Origin of the sequence: Arthrobacter sp. KNU40, assembly GCF_051515115.1 — a bacterium.
In the GTDB taxonomy this organism is placed as follows: Bacteria; Actinomycetota; Actinomycetes; order Actinomycetales; family Micrococcaceae; genus Arthrobacter.
In genome coordinates, this window is sequence record NZ_CP195850.1 from 1,714,463 (window position 1) to 1,735,072 (window position 20,610).

Sequence of the window (20,610 nt, forward strand, 5' to 3'; positions counted from 1 at the left end):
AAGCCAGTCCGCCGTCATGACATCGCGTTCGATTCAGAGTAGCTTTGCGGAGTGCTGACAATTCTCAACGCCGCGAAGCGGGTGTTGGTGGGGCGGCCGTTCCGGAACGACCGCCTGGCCCACACCCTGCTTCCCAAGCGCATTGCGCTGCCGATTTTCGCTTCGGATGCCCTGTCTTCCGTGGCGTACGCCCCTGACGAAATCCTGCTGACCCTGGCCCTCGCGGGCGTGAGCGCCGTGGCCATTTCGCCGCTCGTAGGCCTTGCGGTCATGGTGGTCTTGCTCACGGTTGTCGCCTCGTACCGGCAGAACGTCCACGCGTACCCTTCAGGCGGCGGCGATTACGAAATCGCCAACGTCAATCTGGGGAAGTTCGCGGGCCTGACGGTCGCTGCCGCTTTGTTGGTGGACTACGTACTCACCGTCGCCGTGTCGATGTCCTCCGCGGCGGCGTACCTGACCACGGCGATTCCCTCGCTGCATGGGCAGCAGGCGCTCATCGCGACGGTCGGCGTCGTCGTCCTGGCACTCGTGAACCTGCGCGGAATCAAGGAAGCGGGCAGTGTCTTCGCGGTTCCCACCTACATCTTCATGTTCTCCATCCTGGGCATGACGGCCGTCGGTATCTTCCAGGCGGCCACCGGCCAACTCGGCCAGGCTCCCTCGGCAGCCTTCACGATCGTCCCGCAAGAGGGATTCGACCAGGGACTCGTGGGCCTGGCAGGGGCGTTCCTGCTCCTCCGGGCATTCTCCTCCGGCGCAGCCGCCCTGACCGGCGTGGAGGCCATCAGCAACGGCGTGCCGAACTTCAAGAAGCCCAAAAGCAAGAACGCGGCCACCACGTTGATGCTGCTCGGAGTCATCGCCTCGGCCATGCTCGCCGGCATCATCTACCTTGCCAATGCCACCAAGGTCCACATCGTGCTGGACCCGGCCAAGGAATTCCTCCTGCATGGCCAACCGCTCCCGGACGACTACATCCAGAACCCCGCCATCAGCCAGATTGCACAGACGATCTTCGGCCCCGGGTCCATCCCGTTCTACGTTGTTGTCGCCGCCACCGGCGTCATCCTCGTCTTCGCCTCCAACACGGCATTCAACGGATTCCCGGTCCTGGGGTCGATTCTCGCCCAGGACGGCTACCTTCCCCGCCAGCTTCGGACCCGCGGAGACCGCCTGGCATTCAGCAACGGCGTCCTCGCCCTTGCGGCCGGGGCCTTGGTCCTCATCATTTCCTTCAACGCCGATGTCACCAAGCTCATCCAGCTGTACATCGTCGGCGTCTTCATTTCCTTCACGATGAGCCAGTTGGGCATGGTGCGTCACTGGGGCAGGGAACTCAAACTTGCGCAGGACAAAGCCGTCCGCCGCAGGATCCTGAAGTCCCGCACCATCAACGGGCTCGGCTTCGCCATGACGGCGCTGGTGCTGACCATCGTGCTGATCACAAAGTTCGAACAGGGCGCCTGGATCGCCCTCCTGGCGATGTTCGTCCTGTTCCTCATCATGTGGAGCATCCGCGCCCATTACGACAACGTGGCCAAGGAACTTGCCGTTGACGAGGATTCTTCCCCGCGTGCATTGCCTACCCGGGTCCACGCCGTGCTGTTGGTGTCCCACGTCCGCAAACCGGTGCTGCGCGCCCTCGCCTACGCCCGGGCATCGAGGCCGTCCCGGCTGGACGCGATCATCGTCGACATCGACCATGAGGAAACGGCGCACACTGTCGAGGCCTGGGACAAGCTGGACATCCCGGTCCCGCTGACTGTCTTGGCGAGCCCGTACAGGGAAACCGTCACGCCCATCCTGGACTACGTCAAGAACATGCGCCGCGATTCCCCGCGCGACCTGATCGTCGTCTACATCCCGGAGTACGTCGTCGGCAAGTGGTGGGAACAGCTCGTCCACAACCAGACCGCCTTGCGCATCAAGGCCCGGCTCCACTTTGAGCCCGGCGTCATGGTGGCCAGCGTTCCATGGCAATTGAAGTCCTCCGAAGAAGCAAAGGCATTGCAGGATACCTGATGACCCACCCCAGCAACACCGAATCCAGCTCGCCCACGGCCCAGGACGGAGCTGCCACGGAGCTGGTGGTGGACGTCGGCCCCATCGCCCATGGCGGCCACTTCGTCGCACGGCACGAAGGCCGGGTCATTTTTGTCCGGCACGGCATCCCGGGGGAGAAGGTCCGGGTCAGGCTGACCGACTCGGGGGAGTCTTCGCGGTTCTGGCGTGCCGACGTCGTCGACGTCTTGGAAGCATCAGAGGACCGGACACGCCATTTCTGGCCGCTCGCCGACTCACTTGCCGCTTGGCGCAAGGGCGGTCCGCCCGTGGGCGGCGCCGAGCTCGGGCACGTAACACTGGAACGGCAGCGTCTTCTCAAAGCCGAAGTCCTAGCCGAGCAGCTCAAGCGGCTCGCCGGGGTCGAACTCAATGTCGAAGTGGAGCCGGCCGTCGGCGACCCGCGCTCCGACAGCGTCGCAGGTTCCGACGGCGAGACAGGGCTCGGCTGGCGGACCCGTGCCAGCTTCGCCGTCACCCCCGGTGGCCGGCTGGGGATGCATGCCCACCGCTCCGACGTCGTGATTCCGGTTCACGAGATGCCCTTGGCGCTGCCCGGCATCAACGATTTGCGGCTCTGGGACATCGATCTGCGGGGGATTTCGCGGGTGGAAGTGGCCGCGCCTGCCAACGGATCGCGTCCGCTCGTCCTTCTCGCCCCGGAAGAGGGTACCGACGCCCGGCGCCTCAACCGGATCCTGGGCCAGCTCCCGCATGAGGTCTCAGTGGCACGCTTCGACCCCGTCGGCGGAGAAGTCCTGCAGCTTCGCGGCAGGACGTGGGTCCAGGAATCGGCTGCCGGTCACGAATACCGCGTCACGGGCGAAGGGTTCTGGCAGATCCACAAGGATGCGCCCGGGACCCTGGTGGGGGCAGTGACGCGATTCCTGCACGACGGCGGTTACCTCCTTCCAGGATCGGCCGTCGCCGATCTTTACGCGGGAGCCGGATTGTTTACGGCGCCCTTGGCGGATGCTGTGGGGATCACCGGTTCGGTATTGTCGGTCGAAGGATCGCCCGGGACCAGCCGGGATGCCCGCAAGAATCTGCACGGCGAGACCCAGGTCGAAATTGTCCAGGGCAGGGTGGAACGTGTCCTCCGGCAGCGTCCGCGAAGCTTCGATGCCTTGGTGATCGACCCGCCGCGGGCCGGTGCGGGCAAAGCGGTGGTCAGCCAGCTCATCGAGTCCGGGCCGCGGGCAATCGCCTATGTGTCGTGTGATCCGGCGTCCTTCGCGCGTGATCTGGGGTACTTCCGGAACGGCGGATGGCGTCTTGAATCCCTCCGGGCCTTCGACCTGTATCCGCACACGCATCACGTTGAGACCGTTGCGTTGCTGGTGCCGGCGGCGTAGCCGCCACTACGATGGGGGAGAAGTCCTACGTCGCGCTTCACTTCTCCACCGGCCGCACGATGCTCAGATTAGGTTTGCCTAACTAGCTAGCGGTCAACCACGCGACAAAGATGAAAGCTGTTGCGAGAGGAGTCCTGCCATGAGCACTGTGGACAGCTTCGGTTCCAAAGGCGTACTGAATGTAGCCGGCACCGATTATGAAATTTTCCGGTTGAACTCCGTTGAGGGCGCAGACCGCCTTCCGTTCAGCCTTAAGGTATTGCTTGAAAACCTCCTGCGGACGGAAGATGGCGCCAATATCACGGCCGACCACGTCCGCGCCCTGGCTGGCTGGGATCCAAATGCCCAGCCGGACACCGAGATCCAGTTCACTCCGGCCCGAGTCATCATGCAGGACTTCACCGGGGTTCCCTGCGTGGTTGACCTTGCCACCATGCGTGAAGCCATCAAGGAGCTCGGCGGCGACCCCAAGCGCGTCAACCCGCTGGCTCCGGCTGAGATGGTCATCGACCACTCCGTGCAGATCGACGCCTTCGGCAACTCCGGCGCCCTTGAGCGCAACATGGAGATCGAATACCAGCGCAACGGCGAGCGTTACCAGTTCCTGCGCTGGGGCCAGACTGCTTTCGACGACTTCAAGGTTGTTCCCCCGGGAACCGGCATCGTCCACCAGGTCAACATCGAATACCTGGCACGCACCGTTATGACCCGCGAAGTTGACGGCGTCCTGCGCGCCTACCCTGACACCTGCGTCGGTACGGACTCCCACACCACCATGGTCAACGGCCTGGGCGTTCTGGGCTGGGGCGTGGGCGGCATCGAAGCCGAGGCTGCGATGCTGGGCCAGCCCGTCTCCATGCTGATCCCGCGCGTCGTCGGCTTCAAGCTCACGGGTTCCATCCCCGCGGGCGCTACCGCCACGGACGTTGTCCTGACCATCACCGAGCAGTTGCGCAACCACGGTGTGGTCGGCAAGTTCGTGGAGTTCTACGGCGAAGGCGTTGCGGCTGTGCCGCTGGCCAACCGCGCCACCATCGGCAACATGAGCCCGGAGTTCGGTTCCACGGCAGCGATGTTCCCGATCGACGACGTCACGCTCGAATACCTGCGCCTCACCGGCCGCTCCGATCAGAACGTCGCCCTGGTCGAGGCCTACGCGAAGGAACAGGGCCTCTGGCACGATCCCTCGCACGAGATCAAGTTCTCCGAGTACCTCGAGCTGGACCTGTCCACGGTTGTTCCCTCCATCTCGGGTCCGAAGCGTCCCCAGGACCGGATCATCCTCACGGAGTCCAAGGCCCAGTTCCGCGAGGACCTGCGCAACTACGTGAAGGAAGACCTGGCCGACGGAAGCCTCGACGAAGCGATCGACGAGAGCTTCCCGGCCTCCGATTCGCCGTCGTTCACCGCCTCCACGACGCACCTGGCCGACGTAGCGCCGCACGCACACGGCCCGAAGTCCAACGGTCGTCCGTCGAAAAAGGTGAGCGTCACAACAGCTGACGGCCGCGAATTCGAACTGGACCACGGTGCAGTTTCGATCGCTTCGATCACCTCCTGCACCAACACGTCCAACCCTTCCGTGATGCTGGCTGCCGCGCTGCTCGCCCGTAACGCCGTCGACAAGGGCCTCGCCTCCAAGCCGTGGGTCAAGACTTCGGTCGCTCCCGGCTCCAAGGTTGTCACCGACTACTACGAGAAGTCCGGCCTGACTCCCTACCTGGAGAAGCTCGGCTTCTACATCGTGGGCTACGGCTGCGCGACCTGCATCGGCAACTCCGGACCGCTCGACGCCGAAATCTCCGAGGCTGTCCAGGCCAACGACCTTTCCGTTACGGCTGTCCTCTCCGGCAACCGCAACTTCGAAGGCCGCATCAACCCGGACGTCAAGATGAACTACCTGGCCTCGCCGCCATTGGTCATCGCCTACGCCCTGGCCGGAACCATGGACTTCGACTTCGACGCTGATGCGCTGGGCCAGGACCAGGACGGCAACGATGTCTTCTTGAAGGACATCTGGCCGAACCCTGTCGAGGTCCAGAAAGTCATCGATTCCTCGATCGACAAGGAAATGTTCGCCCGCGGTTACGAGGGCGTCTTCGACGGCGACGACCGCTGGAAGGCGCTCGAGACCCCGGCCGGCGACACCTTCGCCTGGGACGCCAAGTCCACGTACGTGCGGAAGCCCCCGTACTTCGAAGGCATGAAGGCGCAGCCGGAACCGGTAACGGACATCGCCGGCGCCCGCGTGCTGCTGAAGCTCGGCGATTCGGTCACCACCGACCACATCTCCCCGGCCGGTTCCTTCAAGTCGGACACCCCGGCAGGCCAGTACCTTCTGGCCAACGGTGTGGAGCGCAAGGACTTCAACTCCTACGGTTCACGCCGTGGCAACCACGAGGTCATGATCCGCGGAACGTTCGCGAACATCCGCATCAAGAACCAGCTGCTCGCTGACTTCAACGACGGTGCGGGCGTTGAGGGTGGCTTCACCCGCGACTTCACCCAGGCGGACGCCCCCCAGGCCTACGTCTACGACGCTGCCCAGAACTACCAGGCAGCCGGTACCCCGCTGGTGGTCCTTGCAGGCAAGGAGTACGGCTCGGGCTCGTCCCGTGACTGGGCTGCCAAGGGAACCGCGCTGCTGGGCGTGAAGGCCGTCGTCGCCGAAAGCTACGAGCGCATCCACCGCTCCAACCTCATCGGCATGGGCGTCCTCCCGCTGCAGTACCCGGCCGGCGAGTCCGCTGCGTCGCTGGGCCTTGTTGGCACGGAAACGTTCTCCGTCGAGGGCGTCACCGAGCTGAACAACGGCACGACGCCGAGGACGCTCAAGGTCACCGCAACGGCAGAGGACGGCAGCACCAAGTCCTTCGATGCAGTGCTGCGCATCGATACCCCGGGCGAAGCGGACTACTACCGCAACGGCGGCATCCTGCAGTACGTTTTGCGCCAAATCTCGGCACACTAGCGAGAACTCCGCATGAGCCGCAAGGCAACAGCTACAGCCCCGGCTGGTCATCGACCGGCCGGGGCTGTAGCCTTTCCTGCGGCTTGGTGCCGGCCAAGGCGTTAGAGTTGTATAGCACGTCAATCACCCTAAGGAGGGGCCGTTGGGACTTTTGGAGACAATCCGGAACCCGCAGGACCTGGGCAAGCTCACCAGTGAGCAGTTGGAGCAGCTTGCAGGCGAGATCAGGACTTTCCTCATCACCAACGTCGCCCAAACGGGCGGTCACCTCGGACCGAACCTTGGCGTGGTGGAACTCACCATGGCCATCCATAAAGTTTTCGATTCCCCGCGCGACAGCATCGTTTTCGACACAGGCCATCAGTCTTACGTCCACAAATTGCTGACCGGCAGGCAAGATTTCAGCACCCTCCGGCAGCAAGGGGGAATGTCCGGCTACCCGGATCGCGCAGAGTCCGAGCACGACATCGTGGAAAGCTCACACGCGTCCTCCTCCTTGTCCTGGGCCGACGGTATCTCCCGGGCCCGCCAGTTGACCGGCGAGGGCGATCGCTGCGTTGTCGCCGTCGTCGGAGACGGCGCGCTGACGGGCGGTATGGCGTGGGAGGCGATCAACAACATCGCCGCCGACAAGCGACGCCGCGTGGTGATCGTCGTCAACGACAACGGGCGCTCCTATGCGCCCACCGTCGGCGGTGTGGCAGACTACCTCGCTTCACTGCGCCCCACGATAGACTCCCTCCGGGCAGCCCCCACCTACGAAGTGGTGTTGGACTGGTGGAAGAAGAAACTTCAGAGCGGTGGACCGATCGGCCAGTTCACCTATAAGAGCCTGCATGCCATGAAGAAGGGCATCAAGGATTGGTGGGCTCCGCAAGGCATGTTCGAAGACCTCGGCATGAAGTACATCGGCCCCGTCGACGGCCATAACATGCGGGCCCTTGAGCACGCGCTCACTACTGCCCGCAATTACGGCGGCCCCGTGATCGTCCACGCGATGACCGAAAAGGGGCACGGTTACGCACCTGCCCTCGCCAACGAGGCGGACCAGTTCCACGCCGTCGGGATCATCGATCCTGAGACCGGCGAACCCACCGAAGCCGGTGGAGCCCGCTCCTGGACATCGGTTTTCGCCGAGGAAATCGCGGACATCGCCGATGAGCGCGACGACATCGTTGGCATCACCGGGGCCATGCTGATCCCCGTCGGATTGCACAAGTTCGCGGAAAGGCACCCGGAACGAGTGATCGACGTCGGGATCGCCGAACAGCACGCCCTTACCTCGGCCGCAGGCATGGCCTTTGGCGGACTGCACCCCGTCGTTGCCGTTTACGCGACATTCCTGAACCGCGCCTTCGACCAGCTCCTCATGGACGTTGCACTGCACAAAGCCGGGGTGACGGTCGTGTTGGACCGTGCCGGCGTGACGGGCCCGGACGGAGCCAGTCACCACGGTATGTGGGACATGGCGATGGTCCAGATCGTTCCGGGGCTGCACCTCGCGGCTCCGCGGGATGCCAGCCGCCTGCGGGAAGAACTCCGCGAAGCTGTTGCCATCGCGGACGCGCCCAGCGTGGTGCGTTTCTCCAAAGGCAGCGTGGGAAGTGAGATCGAAGCGATCGAACGGCTTTCCGACGGCGTCGACGTGCTGGCGCGCCGCCCCGAAGGCTCCACCGAGAACGATGTCCTGATTGTCAGCGTCGGCGCCATGTCCGAGCTCGCCCTCGATGTCGCGTCGCGTCTCGGCTCCCAAGGCATCAGTTCCACCGTGGTGGATCCGCGGTGGGTCCTGCCCGTACGCAAGTCCATCATTGCCCTTGCCGCCCGGCACCGATTGGTGATCTGCATCGAAGACGGCGTCCGTGCTGGCGGCGTCGGCTCCCGGATCCGCCAGGAGATGCGCGCGGCCGGTGTGGACACGGCCCTCAACGAGGTGGGGCTTCCGGTCGAATTCCTCGACCATGGAACCCGGAGCCAGATCCTTGAGCGGGTGGGGCTTACCGCCCAACAGATAACGCACGACGTCGTCGCGCAGGTCCTGGGGACAAAGGTGCCTTTCGCGCGGCCCCTGCCAGGACAAGAACATCCGACGACGGGCAGTCTCCCCAAGCTGTGAACGGCTGTTCCCAGCGGAATCAAACACACAGGCACCCTTCGACAGCACAGGTCCAGAACAGCACCTGCGCGGAGTGGTCCAGAAAAGGATAGGCATGAGCGGCATCATCCGCACCTATAAGCGCGACGAAGAAGCGGTCCTGCACTTCCGGGAGGCTTGGTATGACGAGGAATTCAAGCAGCTCGTGATCAACCGCGGGGTTGTGGGACACCAGAGCAGCACGGACGAAACCGACGTCGAGGACGAATCCGCCGTCGAAGGACTCATGACGGCCTTTGCCGCGCAATGCGAAGAGGACGGCTATGCGGAGATTCCCGAGACTGAGCAGTTTTGGGTGGTCGCACAGATCGCGCTGAAGACGAAGGACGGCACCGACCGGGACCGCTACCTTGAACGCAAGGCCAAGGCCGCGCTGACGAGCGAACTGGCCTGGCGCGGCCTGGGTACCGTGGAACGATCCGACATCAGCGACGCGAAGCTCAACATTTTCTGCCTGTGCCCGGACGTCAACAAGGCCGTCAACGCCATCAAGGTGTGCATCCGGGGAGAAGACCTCGACTTCACCAAGCTGAGCATCGCGGCCGCGCCCCATGCCGAACCCACCGCGTTCAAAGTAAAACACTCGCCGAAAACCGGTCCGGGATTTACCCTCTAAGGACTACCTCACCGCTTCGAAGGGACAAACATGGCGCCCAAGAGCAACTGGCCCGGACACACTCCGCTGCCGAAGGGCTTGTCCGCTCCGGCACGAAGGGCACTCGCCCACGAGGGTCTGGAAACCTTGGAGCAGCTCGCCGAATTCGGAGAGGGACGGGTCGCGGCCCTGCACGGCATGGGCCCCAAGGTCATGGCCCAGTTGCACGACGCGATGGAAGAGGCAGGAATCGCGTTCGGATCCTGAGCGGCGGACTGGCCCCTGCGGGCGTTGTAGGGTGAAACCATGACTGAATATCGCCGTCTTGGAAATTCCGGATTGACCGTCTCAGTAGTCGGTTTGGGGTGCAACAATCTCGGGCGGGCCAATACGGCCACGGAATCGCAGGAGGGTACCAATGCGGTAGTGCATGCCGCCTTGGATGCCGGCGTGACCCTTTTCGATGTTGCAGACGTCTACGGCCGGGAGCCCGGCCTCAGTGAGACCATGCTGGGCGTCGCCCTGAAAGGTCGCAGGGACGACGCCGTCGTGGCCACGAAATTCGGTATGGACATGCACGGCGCCAACGGCAACGATTTCGGCGCCCGGGGATCGCGACGTTACATCATCCAGGCCGCCGAAGCATCGTTGCGCCGCCTCGGCACCGACTGGATTGACTTGTACCAGTACCACACGCCGGATCCACTCACCCCGGTTGACGAGACCCTCGCCGCCCTCGATGACCTCGTGACAAGCGGCAAGGTCCGGTACCTCGGTCATTCCAACCGTGCAGGCTGGCAGATCGCCGAAGCGGAATACGTCGCCCGGATGCAGGGCGGTGCGCGGTTCATTTCGACGCAGAACCATTACAACTTGCTGGACCGTCGCGCGGAACTCGAAGTCCTGCCGGCCGCCCAGGCCTTCGGGCTCGGTGTGCTGCCGTATTTCCCCTTGGCGAACGGCCTCCTGACGGGCAAGTATGCTCAAGGCAACGCCCCCGAAGGATCGCGCCTCAGCCACACGCGGACCAACATGGTCAACGACGCCGACTGGGTCCAGCTGGGCCGGTTCAGCCAATTCGCCAAAGAGCGGGACCTGAACGAATTGCAGCTGGCCTTCTCCTGGCTGGCCGCCCAGAGCGCAGTCAGCAGTGTGATTGCGGGAGCCACCCGCCCTGAACAAATCGCCGAGAACGCGCAAGCGGTGCGCTGGGTGCCCACGGCAGAAGAACGCGCCGAAATGGACGACATCTTCCCGCGCACGCCCAAGGTCGCCCTCTTCTAAGGAGCGTTCCATGAGCTGGGAGCAGGCAGCGGTTGCACGCCAGCGCGAGCCCGTGAGCTTGCTCGTGGACTCCGACACGGGAATCGACGATGCCCTTGCCCTGGCTTACCTCTGCAGCCAGCCGCATGTGGAGCTGGTAGCCGTGAGCAGCACTCCTGGCAACGTCGCGGCGGAGCAAGTGGCACGCAACAACCTGTCCCTGCTCGAGTTGTGCGGCCGCCCTGACGTGCCCGTTGCCCTCGGTGCCCGGGCTCCGCTGTTGATTCCGTTGACCACGACGCCGGAAACCCACGGGTCCCAAGGTGTCGGCTATGCCGAGCTGCCCGAACCGCACGGAAAAGTGCACGACGCCGACGCCGTCGCGCTCTGGGTCGAAGCGGCCCGGTCACGGCCGGGGGAGCTGACCGCGCTGCTGACGGCGCCGCTTACCAACTTCGCCCTCGCCCTGAGGGCCGAGCCGCGGCTACCGGAGCTGCTGCGCGGCGTCGTGATCATGGGTGGCAGCTACTACTACCAGGGCAACACGACGCCGACGGCCGAGTGGAACACCCACGTTGATCCGCACGCAGCGGCCGAGGTGTTTGCTGCCTTCTCCGGACTTCCTGAGCAACGCCTGCCGGTGGTGTGCGCCTTGGAGACCACGGAACGGATAGAACTGAGGCCCGAACACGTGGCCGCCTTGGCTGCCGAGGCGGGTTGCACGGAGCCGGAACTTGTCCTTCCGGAACAGCCGGAAGGGCGGCGCAGCACCGCATCCAACGAACTCGTGCGGCACCTCAGCGATATGCTGCGCTTTTATTTCGAGTTCCATCGCCGTTACGGCCAAGGCTATGTGGCGCACATCCACGACTACTTCGCGGCGTCCGTCGCCGCCGGCACTGCCAGGTACAGTACACGCACGGCAACAGTGCACGTCGAGACAGCAGCCCCCAGGCTCATCGGGACCACCGTGGCGGACTTCCGCGGACTGTGGGGCGAGCCGCCCAACGCGCGCATCGTCTCGGAGAACCACCCAAGGGAGGCGTTTGCCGAATTGGTGCGGTCATTGGGCGGCCTCGCCCGGGAGCTGCCGGACCCTAGGGGGCGGTAAGGTTAGCCCGCGTTCGGCTTCGACGCGATTCCTGGTGCCAGGAAGCGTTTGCCGTTGACGCGTTCGGAGGCACCCACCCGGTCCAAATACGGTGTGATCCCGCCCAGGAACATCGGCCAGCCTGCTCCGAGGATGACGCAGAGGTCAATGTCTTCCGGCCCTGCCACCACGCCTTCGGACAGCATGAGCCCGATTTCCTCGGCCAAGGCATCCTGCGTGCGACGCAGGACTTCCTCGGCCGTGGACGGAGTGGTGCCGAAGGACATGAGCGCCAACGTTTCCGCCGGGATGACTGGCTTTCCTTCAGAACCCGGGGCCCAGAGTGACTTCACACCGTTGTCAACCAACTTCTGCAGGTTCTGGGAGACCGCAAAACGCTCGCCGAAGGCCGCGTGCAGCGATTCCTGGACGTGCTGGGCGACCGGAAGGCCCACCATTGCGCTGAGGGTGAAAGGACTCATCGGCAGGCCCATGGGGCGGAGCGACGAGTCGGCGACTTCCGCCGGCGTCCCTTCGTCGAACGCGGCAATGACTTCGCCCATGAGCCGCAGCAGGATCCGGTTGACGACGAAAGCGGCGGCATCCTTGACGAGCACGGCTGTCTTCTTCAAGCCCTTGGCGAGCTCGAACGCGGTGGCCAGCACGGCGTCGTCGGTCTTCGGAACACGTACGATTTCCAGGAGCGGCATGACCGCAACCGGGTTGAAGAAGTGGAAACCCACCAGGCGCTCCGGGTGCTGGAGATCTTCGGCCATCGCCGTCACGGACAGCGAGGACGTGTTGGTGGCGAGGATGCATTCGGGAGAGACGATGGCCTCCACTTCTGCGAAGACCTGCTTCTTGACATTGAGTTCTTCGAAGACAGCTTCAATGACGAAGTCGGCATCGGCGAATGAGTCTTTGGAGACGGAGCCGCTGACGAGGGCCTTGGTCCTGTTGGCTGCGTCGGAGCTTATCCGCTTCTTGCCGAGCAGTTTGTCCACCTCCGCATGGACGTAGGCGACTCCCTTGTCCACGCGATCCTGGTCGATGTCTGTGAGGACCACGGGTACTTTGAGCTGGCGCGCGAACAGCAGGGCGAGCTGGCTCGCCATCAGGCCGGCACCGACGACCCCGATCTTCGTCACCGGGCGCGCGAGCTTGCGGTCGGGCGCGCCGGCAGGACGCTTGGACCGCTTCTGCACGAGGTCCAGGAAGGCGTAGACGGTGGAACGGAACTCATCCGTCTGCATCAAATCAGCGAGTGTCTCGCATTCCAGGGCCGCGGATTCCGCCTTGCCCATGGTCCGGTTGGCCTCGAGGATATCCAGCACCTTGGCCGGAGCCGGTGATGCGTTCGAGGTCTTGGCTTCCACGAACGCCCGGCCCGCTGCCACGGCGCCGGCCCAGCGTTCGGCAACTGCGGGATCCGCCGGATCCACGGAGTTGCTCCGTTCGGGGACGACCTCGCCCGCGATCACCTTGGCGGCCCAGGCAATTGACTGCTCCACGAAATCCGCGGGTTCGAAGATGGCGTCGGCAATGCCGAGCTGGAAAGCCTGGCGGCCGGTGAGCGTGCGGTTGTTGCTCAGCGGGTTCTCGATCATCACCTTGAGGGCGTTTTCCGGGCCGATGAGTCGCGGCAGGATGTAGACGCCGCCCCAACCGGGGACGAGCCCGATGAAGGCTTCGGGCAAAGCGAGGGCGCCAGCGCCGGTCGAAACCGTGCGGTAGGTGGACTGGAGGGCGATTTCGAGGCCGCCACCGAGCGCGAGGCCATTGATGAAGGCGAAGCTGGGAACGCCCAAGTCGGCGAGCGTCGCGTAGACGTCGTGGCCCAGCTGCGCCATCCACAGGCCGTGCTCGCGCTCTTCGAGCCGCTTGACCGCAGAGAGGTCCGCTCCAGCCACCAGGAAGTACGGCTTGCCCGTGACGCCGACGCCCACGATCTCTCCGCGCGCAGCGCGATCCTTGAGCCCTTCAAGTACCGTCCCGAGCTCGACGAGGGTATTGGGCCCGAGGGTGGTGGGCTTGGTGTGGTCCAGGCCGTTGTCGAGGGTGATCAGGGCGAACGTTCCGGCGTTGCCGGGGAGTTCGATGTCCTGTACGTGGGAGTGGGTCACGGTCTCGTCCGGGAACAGTCCGGCCAGTTTCTGGAATTCTGCGGCGCTCATGCTGCGGCTCCCTTGCTCTCGGTGTCGGCGGAGGTCTCTGTTGCGCTGTCGTAGTCTCTGTAGCTGTTGTAATCCACGTGACGCGGGTTCTCCCAGATTACTGTGGCGCCCATTCCCAGGCCGATGCACATGGTGGTGATGCCGTACCGGACTGACGGGTCTTCTTCGAACTGGCGCGCCAATTGGTTCATGAGCCGCACACCGGACGATGCTAGGGGATGCCCGACGGCGATGGCCCCGCCGTAGCGGTTGACGCGCGGGTCGTCGTCGGCAATTCCGAAGTGGTCCAGGAAGCTCAGGACCTGAACCGCGAAGGCTTCGTTGATCTCGAAAAGGCCGATGTCCTCGATGCCGAGTCCGGCGTTCTTGAGCGCCTTCTCGGTGGCCGGGACAGGTCCGATGCCCATGACTTCGGGTTCGACGCCGGCGAAGGCATAGGAGACGAGGCGCATCTTCACGGACAGGCCGAGCTCCTCGGCAGCCTCCGCGGAGGCCAGAACTGCCGCCGTCGCGCCGTCGTTCAAGCCGGCGGCATTGCCTGCGGTGACCCGGCCGTGGGCCCTGAACGGAGTGCGCAGCTCCGCGAGGTCAGCCACCGTGGTCCCGGGGCGTGGCGGCTCGTCGACGGTGTTCACTGTCCAGCCTTGTCCAGGCTTCATTGTGGCGACCGGGACCAAGTCGGGCTGGATCTGGCCCTTGCCGTAGGCGGCGGCTAGCTTTGCCTGGGACGCCGCAGCGTAGGTGTCGGTCCGCTCTTTGGTGATCGACGGGAAACGGTCGTGCAGGTTCTCCGCGGTGTTGCCCATGTTCAGGGCGGCTGGATCAACGATCCGCTCGGACATGAACCTGGGATTGGGATCCGCTCCTGCGCCCATGGGGTGGTTGCCCATGTGTTCCACACCGCCGGCAATCACGACGTCGTAAGCGCCGAAACCGATGCCGCTCGCCGTCGTCGTGACCGCGGTCATTGCTCCGGCGCACATGCGGTCGATCGCAAAGCCGGGCACGCTGCGGGGCAGGCCGGCCAGGAGGGCGGCGGTCCGGCCGATGGTCAGGCCCTGGTCGCCGGTCTGGGTCGTGGCGGCGATGGCGACTTCGTCAACGCGTTCGGCGGGCAGGCCCGGGTTACGCCGCATCAGCTCGCGGATGCACTTGACCACGAGGTCATCGGCACGGGTGCCCGCATAGATGCCTTTTTCGCCCGCTTTGCCGAATGGCGTCCGGACGCCGTCCACGAAGACGACGTCACGGACTGCCCGCGGCTTGGCGCTGTTCCGGGTTTGGATCATGTGGGGCTCCTCGTTGAGACATGGATGCCGGACAGCCCTCACACGGGAAGCCGGTGTCATTGACGGCCATGTTACTCGCCAGTAACTTAGCGCGCAAGGAGATCCACGCTCACATATCAAGGGTTTCCGGCGGACCCTCGCTCACATCACCCGAGGATTTCCCTAGGAAAGGGTGTAGATGTGAGCGGGCGTCGCGCAGGGAGGGCTTGTTTGTGAGCGGGGGTCACACGGGGAGTGCGGGAACCTTAGTCTAGGGAGCCGGGGTCCGTTCCTTGGACGGCGGGTTCCGGGGCTCTTTGGGCTCCTTGGGCGGCAACGGCTGCGGATTCAGTGACGCCTCGGTGAGGATCGGCGCCGTAATGGCAATTTGCCACTCGCGGGCGCCGAGAGAGCGCAGCTCTTCCGACACGGACTCCACAGTGATGTCCGACGGCGGCCGCCACAGCACGCGCCTCATGTAATCAGGAGTGAGCAGGTTCTCCACGGGAAGCTTGAGCCCATCGGCGGCCTCCTGAAGCCGGGGCCGGGCAGTTCCCAGGCGGGCCGCGGCTTCGGGATCGCGGTCTGTCCAGACCCGCGGTGGCGGGGGAGCGTTGGTTGGAAGATGCAGCGGTGGAAGGTCTTCGGTGCTCCTCGCGCCGGCAATGCAGCGCAGCCAGCGTGGCGCTTCGCGCTGTGCGGCCCGCCCGTGGAAGCCCTTGGTGGCCAGGAGCTGCGGAACGGTCGTGGGCATGGCCTTGGCTGCGGCGACTAAGGCAGAGTCGGGGATGAGTCGGCTGGGAGCAACATCCCGTTTCCGCGCGAGCTGATCCCGTTCGTACCAAAGCTCGCGCACGGCAGCCAACTGACGGCGGTCACGGATCTGGTGCAGTCCGGAGGTCTTGCGCCACGGGTCCACCCTCGGGGCTGGAAGGCCTGCTCCGAGGATGCCGGCGAATTCCTGTTCGGCAAATTCCAGCTTGCCATCAGCTTCCAGGAGTTCGATGAGTTCTTCCCGCAATTCGGCGAGCACCTCGACGTCGAGGGCGGCGTACCGGAGCCAGGGTTCCGGGAGGGGGCGGGTGGACCAGTCGGCGGCAGAGTGTTCCTTGGCCAGGCCGAAGCCCAGGAGTTGCTCGATGACGGCTGCCAGGCCTACGCGGGGCAGTCCGGCAAGGCGTGCGGCGAGTTCCGTGTCGAAGAGCTTGTCAGGCCACATGCCAAGCTCGGCCAGGCACGGAAGATCCTGCGTCGCGGCGTGCAGGATCCACTCGACACCGCGCAGCGCCTCGTTGATGATCTTCAGGTCATCGAACGGCTCGGGGTCGATCAGCCACGTGCCTGCGCCGTCGCGCCGGATCTGCACCAGGAAGGCGCGCTGCCCGTAGCGGAAGCCGGAGGCGCGCTCGGCGTCGACCCCGGCGGGGCCGGATCCTGCGGCGATGGCAGCGGCGCACCGCTCCAGGCCGGACAGGGTGTCGATGACAAGCGGCACGCCCTCGCGCGGGACATCCAGGTCGATGATCTCAGGTATCCGGCCTTCGAAGCCGTCTACCGTGATGTGTGGTGTGGGATCAGCAGCCGGAGCGCCGGCTGTGGTGGGTTCCAGATTTTCAGGGGTCATGGTGCCTTCAGTTTACCGACTCTGTGCCCGGCCGGTCCGGCCGGGGATTGCAGCGGACGTTCACGGCCTTCACGTGAGCCGCCGATTCGGCAGGGGAGTGACGCCGGGAGGAAGGGGAGGCAGTCCTGCGAACGTGCAGACCATGTCGCACCATGCCTCCAGGTGGGCCTGGACATCTGAAGACGCAGGTGTCCATGAGGCACGGAGTTCGATGTCGATGGTTTCCGGTCTTTCGGCCAGAGTCCCGAAACTCTCGGACAGGATGCGCGTGGCCGTTCCGCCCGCTGAGCGGTACTGGGCTGAATGGTTCTCAAGCGCGTCCACGAGCCATGTCCACGCAACGGAACCGAGCATGGCGTCGTTGCCCATGTCGGCTTCCAGCTGGGCCCGGATATAGGTGACGATCCGGAATTCCCCGTCCCATACAGCCGAGCCGTCGGGATCGTGGAGCAAGATGAACCTGCCTGTTGCAAGCTCATCGTCTTCGTCATCGGCCGCGCCGGGGGATCCCGGGTTGTTCTCGCTGGAAAATGCCATGGCTGTAGGGCCATGGACCGGGGTCCGGCCGGGCCGGGTCGACCGGCTGAAGACCTCTGCCCCTAAAGCCACCGCGTATGGCGCCAAGCGGGAGGGCGCCGGGATTTCCGCGAGCCGCAGCTCGCTCCGGCACTTTGCTTTTCGTAGCGTTCCCAACGCATGCAAGAAATCCGCGGGAACCTGTGCGAGTGCGTTCACCTTCGCAGATTATGTGTCCGGGGCGGCGAAACCTTGAAGCCACGCCGCCCCGTCCCGTGCCCTATGCGGACGCCAGTTCGCGCTTGATTGCGGCAACGAAGGAATCGATGTCCTCTTCGGTGGTGTCGAAGGAACACATCCAGCGCACCTCGCGGTTCGCTTCGTTCCAGTCATAGAACTTGAACGAGGAGCGGAGGCGATCGGCGACGCCGGCGGGCAGGACCGCGAAGACGCCGTTGGACTCCGTGGCCTGCGTAGGCTCCACACCCTCGATCGAGTCGACTGCCGCACGCAACCGCGAGGCCATGGCGTTTGCGTGTTCCGCAGAGCGAAGCCACAGCCCGGACTCCAGAAGCGCGATGAACTGGGCCGAAATGAAACGCATCTTGGAGGCCAGCTGCATGTTCATCTTGCGCAGGAACTTCAGCCCGTGGGCGGCTTCCGGATTCAGGGCGACCACTACCTCGCCGAACAGCAGCCCGTTCTTGGTGCCGCCGAAGGACAAAATGTCCACGCCGGCGTCGCGGGTGAACGTCCGCAACGGTACGCCAAGGTGGGCGGCGGCATTGGCGAGCCGGGCGCCGTCCATGTGCAGTTTCATGCCCTTGGCGTGGATGTGGTCGGCGATCGCCCGGATTTCCTCCGGGGTGTAGCACGTGCCGAGTTCCGTTGTCTGCGTGATGGAGACGGCCAGGGGTTGCGCGCGGTGCTCGTCGCCCCAGCCCCAGGCTTCGCGGTCGATCAATTCCGGAGTCAGCTTGCCGTCCGACGTCGGGACCTGGAGGAGCTTGATGCCGCCGATCCGCTCCGGCGCGCCGTTCTCGTCCATGTTGATGTGGGCGGTCGAGGCGCAGATGACGGCACCCCAGCGCGGCAGCAGCGACTGCAGGGACAATACATTCGCACCGGTGCCGTTGAAAACGGGGAAGCATTCGATGCCTGCGCCGAAGTGCTGCTCCATGACTTCCTGGAGCCGTTCCGTGTACTGGTCCTCCCCGTAAGAGACCTGGTGGCCGCCGTTGGCTGCGGCAAGGGCCGCCAGGATTTCAGGGTGGACGCCGGAGTAGTTGTCCGACGCGAAACCGCGGACGGAGGGGTCGTGGAGTCGTCCACTGGCTTCCGTATCGAGGGCAGCCGGGAATTCTTCTGTAGTGCTCGTCACTTGTTCATTCACGCTTTCAGTCTATTTGGCCAGGAGGAGGCGCTGTCCGTTCAGTTCCGCTGCCGGCTTGTCGAAGAGCCCGACGGCGGCTGTCGCCAAGTCCTCGACGTCCGTGTATCCGGGGAATTTCCGCTCCGGGTGTTCCCGCCGCATCGCCGCGTCCAAGAGCGACTTGACCACAAAGACGACGGCCGCGCTGTGCTGCTCCGCGGGTTCGTCCTTGTTGCCTGATTGATCACGGCGGAACCCGTCAGCCACAGCCAGGGTCCAGGTCTCCGCGGCAGCCTTGGCCGCCGCGTAGGTCGCGGCCCCGGCGGTAGGTGCGGCGACCGCCGTCGAACTCACCATGGCGAAACGACCCGTGGGGGAGGAAGCGAGATCCTTGTAGAAGACCCGGGAAACGTTTCTCAGGGTGGTGACGGCGCTTTGCTCGAGGGCGGCCCAGTCTTCATCCGGCTGGTCTTCGATTCCCTTGGCTCCGCGCCACCCGCCCACCAGGTGGATGACGCCGTCGACCCTTTCCGTGCTCCCGTGGATCTCCGAGGCGAGTTCGCGCACGGACTCCAGCCGGGAAAGATCGCATACCAGGGGAGTGACGTCGTCGCCCGCTTCGGCCGCTGCGGCCTTGATGCGGGCCTCGTTCGAGCCGATGGTAAAGACCCGGTGCCCGGCCAGTGCGAAGGCGCGGGCCACGGCGATCCCGGAAGAGTTGCTGCCACCAGTGACAACGACAGTCAGCGGTCCGCCGGTCATGAGGCTGCGGTCTGCCCGGTGATACCGGTGGTTGATTCGATGATCGGACGCATTTTCTTCTCCAGTGCTTCGTAGAACATGGACAGGGGGAATTCGTCGTCGAGGACCTGGTCGGTGAGGCCGCGGGGCGGCCCGTCGAGCGGCAGTGCCTCTGGGCCCTTCGCCCAGACCGAAGCCGGGTGCGGAGTGACCGTACCGGAAATGAGCTTATACGCTGCGAGCCAGTGGGCGGCCTTGGGGCGGTCGATGGAGCGCCAGTACAGTTCCTCGATCCGGGCACCGAGCTCGATGACGACGTCGGCGGCCTCGTCCCAGTCGATGCTGAGCTTGCTGTCGGTCCAGTGCAGGACGTGGTGCTGGTGCATCCAGGCGAAGAGGAGCTGGCCGCCCAGGCCATCGTAGTTGCGGACCCGGTTGCCCGTGATCGCGAAGCGGAAGATGCGGTCGAAGATGACGGCGTACTGCAGGAGCTTCGCGTGGCGCCGGGCGTCGGGGGAAGCGTCCTCGTCCTTCTCGATCCTGACGGATTCGCGGAAAGCCGTCAGGTCGCAGCGGAGCTCTTCGAGCGAGTAGAGGAAGAACGGCATCCGCTGCTTGATCATGAACGGATCGAAGGGAAGGTCGCCGCGCATGTGGGTGCGGTCATGGATCAGGTCCCACATGACGAACGTCCGCTGCGTGAGTTCCTGGTCATCCAACAGCTCGGCGGCATCCGCGGGCAGCTCAAGGGAGGTTGTTGCGGCGGCTGCCTTGAGGACACGGCGGAAGCGGGCGGCCTCGCGGTCGGCGAAGATGGCGCCCCACGTGAAGGCAGGCGTTTCCCGCACTGCGACGGTCTCGGGAAAGAGCACTGCCGAATTGGTGTCGTAGCCGGGGGTGAAGTCCAGGAAACGGATGGGAACGAACAGCTTGTTGGAGTAGTCGCCGGCCTCCAGTGCGCCGATGAACTCGGGCCAGATCACCTCGATCAGGACCGCTTCCACAAGACGGCTCGTGCTGCCGTTCTGGGTGTACATCGGGAAAACCACGAGATGCTGGAGCCCGTCCTCGCGGTGTTCCTGGGGTTGGAAGGCCAGCAGCGAGTCGAGGAAGTCCGGGACTCCGAAGCCGGCGTCGGCCCAGCGGCCGAAATCCGTGACCAAGAGTTCGAGATAGGCAGCGTCATGCGGGAACGCAGGAGCCAGGCTCGTGATGGCCTCCATGATGGTGGCCGTGTATGCCCGGGCAGCCTCATGGTGGAGGGAATCCTGGATGGAGCCATCCTGGCTCTGGAACGCCTGAAGGGCGGTGGCTGCGGCCTTCAGGGAGATCCAGTCCCGGTTGTCCGAGGTGATGCGCGGACGGGTGGTGGTAACGGTGGTGGTCATCGTCGACGGTGCCTTTCCTCAAGAATCAATGTTC

Annotated in this window: 15 protein-coding genes; 8 read left to right on the plus strand and 7 right to left on the minus strand. The window is 64.7% G+C overall.

All coding sequences use genetic code 11. The features are described from left to right. Window positions 1-51: 51 nt before the first annotated feature. The 8 genes from ACSKT0_RS08030 (at window position 52) to ACSKT0_RS08065 (ending at window position 11,514) form a co-directional block, all read left to right on the plus strand. Window positions 52-2,025, plus strand: coding sequence for an APC family permease (locus ACSKT0_RS08030; RefSeq protein ID WP_437773255.1), 1,974 nt, complete (start codon window positions 52-54; stop codon window positions 2,023-2,025). Next, window positions 2,025-3,419, plus strand: coding sequence for a class I SAM-dependent RNA methyltransferase (locus ACSKT0_RS08035; RefSeq protein WP_437773256.1), 1,395 nt, complete (start codon window positions 2,025-2,027; stop codon window positions 3,417-3,419). Before ACSKT0_RS08030 ends, ACSKT0_RS08035 begins: the two co-directional genes overlap by 1 nt. A gap of 139 nt (window positions 3,420-3,558) precedes the next feature. Then, complete coding sequence (locus tag ACSKT0_RS08040; RefSeq protein ID WP_437773257.1) at window positions 3,559-6,390, plus strand: aconitate hydratase; 2,832 nt, start codon at window positions 3,559-3,561, stop codon at window positions 6,388-6,390. 142 nt (window positions 6,391-6,532) lie between these two features. Next, window positions 6,533-8,506, plus strand: a complete 1,974-nt coding sequence (gene dxs, locus ACSKT0_RS08045) for a 1-deoxy-D-xylulose-5-phosphate synthase (protein ID WP_437773258.1) — start codon at window positions 6,533-6,535, stop codon at window positions 8,504-8,506. A 94-nt stretch (window positions 8,507-8,600) separates the two neighbouring features. Next, a complete protein-coding gene (locus ACSKT0_RS08050; protein WP_437773259.1) occupies window positions 8,601-9,161 on the plus strand; it encodes a hypothetical protein in 561 nt (186 codons plus the stop codon). A gap of 30 nt (window positions 9,162-9,191) precedes the next feature. Further along, window positions 9,192-9,407, plus strand: coding sequence for a hypothetical protein (locus ACSKT0_RS08055; protein ID WP_028266791.1), 216 nt, complete (start codon window positions 9,192-9,194; stop codon window positions 9,405-9,407). Window positions 9,408-9,446: 39 nt separating this feature from the next. Further along, entirely contained in the window at window positions 9,447-10,424 is a 978-nt protein-coding gene (locus ACSKT0_RS08060) for an aldo/keto reductase (protein ID WP_437773260.1), read from the plus strand. Between the two features lie 10 nt (window positions 10,425-10,434). Then, window positions 10,435-11,514: a nucleoside hydrolase gene (locus ACSKT0_RS08065; protein WP_437773261.1), complete on the plus strand. Its 1,080-nt coding sequence runs from the start codon at window positions 10,435-10,437 to the stop codon at window positions 11,512-11,514. 2 nt (window positions 11,515-11,516) lie between these two features. Here the strand turns inward: ACSKT0_RS08065 and ACSKT0_RS08070 are convergent, their stop codons facing one another. The 7 genes from ACSKT0_RS08070 to ACSKT0_RS08100 all read right to left on the minus strand — a co-directional run bounded on the left by ACSKT0_RS08070 (window position 11,517) and on the right by ACSKT0_RS08100 (window position 20,576). After that, window positions 11,517-13,667, minus strand: coding sequence for a 3-hydroxyacyl-CoA dehydrogenase NAD-binding domain-containing protein (locus ACSKT0_RS08070; RefSeq protein ID WP_437773262.1), 2,151 nt, complete (start codon window positions 13,665-13,667; stop codon window positions 11,517-11,519). After that, window positions 13,664-14,956 carry a thiolase family protein gene (locus ACSKT0_RS08075; RefSeq protein ID WP_437773263.1) on the minus strand — a complete coding sequence of 431 codons (1,293 nt, stop codon included), beginning with the start codon at window positions 14,954-14,956 and terminating at the stop codon, window positions 13,664-13,666. Before ACSKT0_RS08075 ends, ACSKT0_RS08070 begins: the two co-directional genes overlap by 4 nt. Before the next feature lie 250 nt (window positions 14,957-15,206). Further along, on the minus strand, window positions 15,207-16,559 hold the full coding sequence (locus ACSKT0_RS08080) for an HRDC domain-containing protein (RefSeq protein ID WP_437773264.1): 1,353 nt from the start codon (window positions 16,557-16,559) through the stop codon (window positions 15,207-15,209). A 69-nt stretch (window positions 16,560-16,628) separates the two neighbouring features. Beyond that, window positions 16,629-17,294 (minus strand): DUF3000 domain-containing protein, encoded by a 666-nt coding sequence (locus tag ACSKT0_RS08085; protein WP_437773265.1) that lies wholly within the window; start codon window positions 17,292-17,294, stop codon window positions 16,629-16,631. Window positions 17,295-17,355: 61 nt separating this feature from the next. Next, window positions 17,356-18,468 (minus strand): threonine aldolase family protein, encoded by a 1,113-nt coding sequence (locus ACSKT0_RS08090; protein WP_437773266.1) that lies wholly within the window; start codon window positions 18,466-18,468, stop codon window positions 17,356-17,358. Between the two features lie 9 nt (window positions 18,469-18,477). Then, on the minus strand, window positions 18,478-19,209 hold the full coding sequence (locus ACSKT0_RS08095) for an SDR family oxidoreductase (protein ID WP_437773267.1): 732 nt from the start codon (window positions 19,207-19,209) through the stop codon (window positions 18,478-18,480). Then, window positions 19,206-20,576, minus strand: a complete 1,371-nt coding sequence (locus ACSKT0_RS08100; protein WP_437773268.1) for a DUF6421 family protein — start codon at window positions 20,574-20,576, stop codon at window positions 19,206-19,208. Before ACSKT0_RS08100 ends, ACSKT0_RS08095 begins: the two co-directional genes overlap by 4 nt. Window positions 20,577-20,610: the final 34 nt, after the last annotated feature.

What these genes read in the sequence shown, in the direction of transcription:
- ACSKT0_RS08035 (WP_437773256.1), top strand. Translation starts at nt 2,025, where the DNA reads ATGACCCACCCCAGCAACACCGAATCCAGCTCGCCCACGGCCCAGGAC.
- ACSKT0_RS08040 (WP_437773257.1), top strand. Translation starts at nt 3,559, where the DNA reads ATGAGCACTGTGGACAGCTTCGGTTCCAAAGGCGTACTGAATGTAGCC.
- ACSKT0_RS08050 (WP_437773259.1), top strand. Translation starts at nt 8,601, where the DNA reads ATGAGCGGCATCATCCGCACCTATAAGCGCGACGAAGAAGCGGTCCTG.
- ACSKT0_RS08055 (WP_028266791.1), top strand. Translation starts at nt 9,192, where the DNA reads ATGGCGCCCAAGAGCAACTGGCCCGGACACACTCCGCTGCCGAAGGGC.
- ACSKT0_RS08060 (WP_437773260.1), top strand. Translation starts at nt 9,447, where the DNA reads ATGACTGAATATCGCCGTCTTGGAAATTCCGGATTGACCGTCTCAGTA.
- ACSKT0_RS08065 (WP_437773261.1), top strand. Translation starts at nt 10,435, where the DNA reads ATGAGCTGGGAGCAGGCAGCGGTTGCACGCCAGCGCGAGCCCGTGAGC.
- ACSKT0_RS08070 (WP_437773262.1), bottom strand. Translation starts at nt 13,667, where the DNA reads ATGAGCGCCGCAGAATTCCAGAAACTGGCCGGACTGTTCCCGGACGAG.
- ACSKT0_RS08075 (WP_437773263.1), bottom strand. Translation starts at nt 14,956, where the DNA reads ATGATCCAAACCCGGAACAGCGCCAAGCCGCGGGCAGTCCGTGACGTC.
- ACSKT0_RS08080 (WP_437773264.1), bottom strand. Translation starts at nt 16,559, where the DNA reads ATGACCCCTGAAAATCTGGAACCCACCACAGCCGGCGCTCCGGCTGCT.
- ACSKT0_RS08095 (WP_437773267.1), bottom strand. Translation starts at nt 19,209, where the DNA reads ATGACCGGCGGACCGCTGACTGTCGTTGTCACTGGTGGCAGCAACTCT.
- ACSKT0_RS08100 (WP_437773268.1), bottom strand. Translation starts at nt 20,576, where the DNA reads ATGACCACCACCGTTACCACCACCCGTCCGCGCATCACCTCGGACAAC.